Origin of the sequence: Polaromonas sp., from assembly GCF_029945685.1 — a bacterium.
In the GTDB taxonomy this organism is placed as follows: domain Bacteria; phylum Pseudomonadota; class Gammaproteobacteria; order Burkholderiales; family Burkholderiaceae_C; genus Polaromonas.
Genome location: NZ_JAQSDA010000002.1, coordinates 1 through 5991, shown reverse-complemented (window position 1 = coordinate 5991; position 5991 = coordinate 1). Strand labels below are relative to the sequence as shown.

Genomic DNA, 5991 nt, shown 5'->3' with positions numbered 1-5991 from the left:
CGCTCGGTTACAAAGGGCAGGCTGCGCAGCTTCTCCAGCGAATCCCGGATTTCACGGGGGTAGCGCATATTGATCGGGAAGCGCTGCAGGCCCTCGACCGTCTCACCAATGTTCTCGCCGCCCACGGCTGAGCTGATGACCGACTGCACGTCGGCAATGTTGAGGCCAAAGCGTGATGCCGCATCGCGCTTGATATCGACGTCTATATAGCGACCGCCGGTCAGGCGCTCGGCCAGGGCGCTGGTGACGCCGGGAACGTCCTTGAGCGCCCGCTCGATCTCGCCGGTCAGCCGATCTATCGTGATCAGGTCGGTGCCGGCCACCTTGACCCCTACCGGGCTCTTGATGCCGGTGGCCAGCATGTCGATCCGGTTGCGTATGGGTGGCACCCAGATATTGGACAGACCGGGCACTTTGACGATGCGGTCCAGTTCCTCCACCAGTTTGTCCTGGGTCATACCGGCCCGCCACTGCTCGCGAGGCTTGAACTGGATGGTGGTCTCAAACATCTCCATGGGCGCCGGGTCGGTCGCGGTTTCGGCGCGGCCGGCTTTGCCGTACACGCTGGCGACCTCGGGGACGGTCTTGATCAGCCGGTCGGTCTGCTGCAGCAACTCACTGGCTTTACCGGCCGACAGGCCTGGCAGCGCAGAGGGCATGTAGAGCAGATCACCCTCATCCAGCCTCGGCATGAACTCACCGCCGATATGCTGCAGCGGCCAGAGGCTGATGACCAGGAGACCCCCGGCAGCCAGCAAAGTGAGCCTGGGTGCGCGCAATACGACCTCCAGCATCGGCCGGTAGATGGCAATCAGCAGGCGATTCAGGGGATTGGACTTTTCGTCGGGAATGCGGCCGCGGATCAGGTAGCCCATCAGCACGGGAATCAAGGTCACCGACAGTCCGGCCGCCGCCGCCATGGCATAGGTCTTGGTAAACGCCAGTGGCGAGAACAGCCGTCCTTCCTGGGCCTCCAGCGTGAACACCGGAATAAACGACAAGGTGATGATCAGCAGCGAGAAGAACAGCGCCGGCCCGACTTCAGCCGCCGCGTCGCCAATGACCCGCCAGCGCGCCTCGCCATGCAGCGTTTCGCCCGGGTGATCGCGGCCCCAATGCTCCAGATGTTTGTGGGCGTTCTCGATCATCACCACGGCAGCGTCCACCATGGCGCCGATGGCAATCGCGATGCCGCCCAGCGACATGATGTTGGCATTGACGCCCTGGTAATGCATCACGATGAAGGCGGCCAGGATGCCCAGCGGCAGCGAGATGATCGCAACGAAGGCCGAGCGCAGGTGGAACAGGAAGATGAAGCACACCACGGCCACGACCAGGAACTCCTCCAGCAGCTTGAAAGTGAGGTTGTCCACGGCCCGTTCGATCAAACCCGACCGGTCGTAGGTCGGCACGATTTCAACACCCTTGGGCAGGCTGGCCTGCAGGGTCTGGAGCTTGGCCTTGACGGCGACGATGGTCTCCAGCGCGTTTTTGCCGGAACGCATGATGATCACGCCGCCGACGGCTTCACCTTCACCGTCCAGTTCGCCAATGCCACGGCGCATTTCGGGGCCGATCTGGATGCGGGCCACGTCGCCCAGGCGCACTGGGATGCCGGCCGCCGAGGTCATGAGCGGAACGGAGCGGAAGTCCTCCAGGCTCTGCAGGTAGCCCGAGGCTCGCACCATGTACTCGGCCTCGCCCAGCTCCAGCACCGAACCGCCGGCTTCCTGGTTGGCCTTCTGGATGGCTTCCACCACTTTCGTATGCGGAATCGCATAGGCGGCCAGCTTGTCCGGATCCAGAACGACCTGGTACTGGCGCACCATGCCGCCGATCGAGGCGACCTCGGCCACGTTGGGCACGGTTTTGAGCTCGTACTTGAGGAACCAGTCCTGCAGAGCTCGCAACTGCCCGGCATCCTGCTTGCCGCTGCGGTCAATCAGGGCGTACTGGTAGATCCAGCCAACGCCGGTGGCATCCGGTCCCAGCGAGGCCTTGGCAGCCGCCGGCAGGCGTGACTGGACCTGGTTCAGGTACTCCAATACCCGGGAGCGCGCCCAGTAGAGGTCCGTGCCATCTTCGAACAGCACATAGACATAGGAGTCGCCAAAGAAGGAATAGCCGCGCACCGTCTTGGCCCCCGGCACCGACAGCATGGTGGTGGTCAGCGGGTAGGTGACCTGGTTCTCGACAATGCGGGGTGCTTGGCCGGGGTAGGTGGTCCGGATGATGACCTGCACATCCGACAGGTCGGGCAGGGCGTCCAGCGGCGTTCTCATCACCGAGTACACGCCCCAGGCCGCGATCATCAGCGTGGCCAGCAGCACCAGGAAACGGTTGCCGATGGACCAGCGTATCAGACTGGCCATCATCGCTGAACTCCCGAAGGCGCTGGCGTTGCGGCGGTTGCGGCAACTGAAGGCGACACCCGGGTGAGCTGAGGCAGTCCTTCCGGGTCGATGTAAAACTCAAAATTCACGGTATCGCCAGCTGACAGGTGACGCGGTAGCTCTTGGGGCGGAGGTGCCTTGAAGTCCATGCTCATCGCTCCCCATTTAAGGGATGGAATCGGCCCGTGGGACAGAGTGATTGCGTCACTGCCAATGGCGTCGATCTTGGCTTGACCTGTATGTCGTGGTGCGCTGCCGGGGGCAGGCGGTTTCGGCACCTCGTTGAGCCGGGCCTCGACGCCTTTGAGGCTGGCCTCCGAGTCGATCAGGAACTGCGACGACACCACCACCCGCTGGCCCATCTGCAGGCCGCGCTTGATTTCCGTCTGGCCGCCGCTTTCAATACCTGTTTCGACATCAACGGGCCGGAAGCGTCCGTTCTCCTCGGCCAGCATCACGACCGTGCGTTTGCCGGTCTGGATCACGGCTTCTGTAGGGATCAGCAAGGACTTCTCCGCCCGCATGTCCATGAACTGCATGGTCACGAACATGCCCGGCACCAGGCGAGAGCCCGGGTTCGCCAGTTCCAATCGAGCTTTGAGCGTGCGCGTCGCCGCATTGACGTCCGGCAGGATGGCTTGCACCCTGCCTTCGAAGGTCGTTCCGGGCACGGCCGGACTGCGGGCTTGCACCTTGGCACCCGGGCGCAGCAGCGCCGCCTGGCTCTCGGGTACCTCGGCGTTGGCCCATACGGTGGAAAGCCCATTGATGCGGAACAGGGTCATCCCCGCCGACACCGTCATGCCCTCGCGTACCAGCAGTTCCACCACCACGCCGCCCAATGGCGCCGTGATCGTAGTGCGAGCCTGCGTTTTCCCGCTGGTCTCCACCAGGCGGATTTGCTCGTCGCTCATGCCGACCTGGCGCATACGCTGGCGGGCGCCGTCCACCAGCGAACCGAGGTCATTCCCCTGCATGCGTTTCAGGGACAAGAATTCCTCCTGAGCCGCCACCCAGTCTGGAACATACAGGTCCACCAAAGGCTGACCCTTGGCTACCGGATCCAGCGTGGCGCGCACATGCAAGCGCTCGACATAGCCGGTCGCCCGGGCTTGCACCGTGGCCTGGTTGCGTTCGTTGAAGGCAATGTTGCCGACCGCAGAGACTTGAGGCGACAGCGTGCCTTCGGTGACTACTGTGGTGCGCACCCCCAGGTTCTGCTGAATCCGGGAGCTAACGGTGACCTTGCCCTGGTCGGAATCGCTGTCTGCATAGATCGGCACCAGCATCATGTCCATGAACGGGGACTTGGCGGGTTTGTCGAACTTGTTGCCCGGCATCATAGGGTCCTGGTAGTACAGGATTTTTCGCCCGCTGACGGGATCGGTGTCACCCGCTTTGAGACCTGCGCTGATGTGGCGGCGGGTGGCTTCTTCGCCCTCGGCAACGCTCTGGGGTCCAGCTGCAGGTGTCGCCGCTGGGGTCGGCGACGCTTCACCTGGAATGGCGGTGGCGGCCATGTTTCCGCCGTTTTTCATGCCCAGTGCGTACAGGCCATAGCCTGCAGCGCCCAGTACACCGGCAGCGATCAGCGCGGCAATAAGGTATTTCTTGTTCATGGCTGTTCCTTGGCTTGTGCCGGCATGCTGTGTTCGGGGACGAGAAAATTGAGCTGGGCCCAGGAACGCGCAGTTTCCATTTCCAGCGTCAGGGCCTGCATGTGGGTGTCGAGCTCATCTCGGCGCGCGGCCAATGCCCCGGCCAGGTCGCTTTTTCCCGTGCGGTAGCTGGTCAGTGCGGCCTCGGTGCGCTGCCGGGCGGTCGGTATCAGCTCATTGCGGTACCGGGCAACCCGGTCCTTGCCGGTTTGCCAGTCATTCAGCCAGCTACGCACCTCGGCCTCATGGTTACGCAGCATGTCTTCGTAGCGGGCCCTGGCTTCGTCGACCAAGGCCAGCTTGGCGGCCAGCTCGCGGTTCTGGCGGTTCTTCTGGTCCCACTGCAAGGGGATGGATACGCCGATGGAAATCATGTTGGAGTAAGTCGGACCGCGCTGGGCGTAGCTGGCTTCGACGCTCCAGTCGGCTTGTTTGTTCGCTTGGGCCAGCCGTGCATCGGTTTCCACAGTGTCAATTTCTGCACTTATCGCTCGCAGATCAGGGTGTTGCTTGATGTGCTCGCTTGAAACCCCAATCTGAAGGGAGGTGGTTTGCCAGGACGGAGAGCCGGAGAGCGGTCGATCCGCATCTGTCGTACCCACCCAACGGGCTAGCATCAGGCCGGCGTTGCGTGACTGCCGGCCAATCTGGCTGACCCGGTCCTCCAGCTGGATCACCGCGCTACGGGCGGCGAAGACGTCGGACTGGCTCCCCCGGCCGGCGCGAAAGGCGATGTCGGCTGCTTGTATTTGCAGCCGGGTTTCTTCGAGCTGTTGCTGCACCAGCTCGCGCATGGCCTGGGTGTAATACCGGTCCAACCAGGCCAGCGCGGTGTCGCGCTGGAGGTTCACCAGCGTCAGCTGGCGCTGCGCCTGCACTCGCTGCGCATCGCGTTCAAAGCGTTCCGAGCGCAGCTGGCGCTTGGCGGAACGGGTGATTTCCTGCATGACGCCGATGCGGCGCATGGTCATGAAATCGCGTGTCAGGCTGCCGCGGTCCGCGCCGTCGGCCGGCAGGTTGTCGATGCCGAGTTTGAGCACCGGGTCGGGGAGCTGGCCGGCCGCCACGGCCTGTTCCTTGGCGGCGGCGGTCAGTGCCTCTTGGGCGACCAATTGCTGGGATCGATCAACGGCAATGCGCTGCGCCTCGATCAGGGTCAAAGGATCAGCAGCCCACGACGCAGAAGCGATGGCCACCATCCAGGCGGCGGCCGTGATCCGGGAAATCGGAAAAGAAATAGACATAAAACCTCCAGAGCACGAACAACGACCTGCCGATGCACGGGGAGGTGCATCAGACAGGAGCCAGGTGGTCCGGGAGGTCAGAGGCGGAAGCAGCAGTTCCGGATGGCGACAGGGGGAGCGGTGGTGCGCTGCAGATGAGGCGCCTGCAGCGGCGCGTCAGAAAACACCGGGAGGGCAATCTGCAAACTGAAGTTGGCAGGCAAAGCGCTGATGGCAACGGGGGAGGACAGCTCATGCTTGTCGGCCGACTGATGACCCGCTTGGCAATGTGCCTGACACAGGTTGGGTTGCTGAGCGTCCATGGTGAGCGGCATGGCTTCGGCGCAGGGCATGCCGGCCTCGGCCATGGCGGCCGCCTCGGCGATTTTTGGTTCAGAACCGGGACAGATGTAGCCTGCCACCGCCAGCTGCATGAACAGCAGGCTAACCAGTGCGAAGAGCACTGTGATCAGGCGTTGGTGGCGGTTTCGGATCATTGCTTGAGTTTAAGAGACATGTGACCAGTGGAGCGCTCGAAAGTTCCACCTTCGGCGATTGTTGCCCGAAAACCGATGCCGGCCCTGGCCTATTTATCTGAACCTAAGTTGAGCTTGCGACAGCCATGCGCGCTTGTTGAAGCCGGTTCAACCCGCACATAGGGTAGGCACATTCATCTTTTCCAGATTTTCTACGCCTTCAGCAGACGGCCAATTGACT

General features: G+C 62.9%; 4 protein-coding genes. All 4 read right to left on the bottom strand.

From position 1 onward, the window contains the following. The coding region (locus tag PSV26_RS00350; RefSeq protein ID WP_300566373.1) for a CusA/CzcA family heavy metal efflux RND transporter at positions 1–2375 on the bottom strand (2375 nt) is incomplete at its 3' end. Further along, the gene (locus PSV26_RS00345; protein ID WP_300566371.1) at positions 2372–4012 is read right to left on the bottom strand and encodes an efflux RND transporter periplasmic adaptor subunit; all 1641 of its coding nucleotides are present in this window, start codon (positions 4010–4012) and stop codon (positions 2372–2374) included. The genes PSV26_RS00345 and PSV26_RS00350, both read right to left, overlap by 4 nt. Further along, positions 4009–5295: a TolC family protein gene (locus PSV26_RS00340; RefSeq protein WP_300566368.1), complete on the bottom strand. Its 1287-nt coding sequence runs from the start codon at positions 5293–5295 to the stop codon at positions 4009–4011. The genes PSV26_RS00345 and PSV26_RS00340 overlap by 4 nt, the downstream gene beginning before the upstream one ends. Positions 5296–5372: 77 nt before the next feature. Next, positions 5373–5771: a hypothetical protein gene (locus PSV26_RS00335; protein WP_300566366.1), complete on the bottom strand. Its 399-nt coding sequence runs from the start codon at positions 5769–5771 to the stop codon at positions 5373–5375. Positions 5772–5991 lie beyond the last annotated feature (220 nt).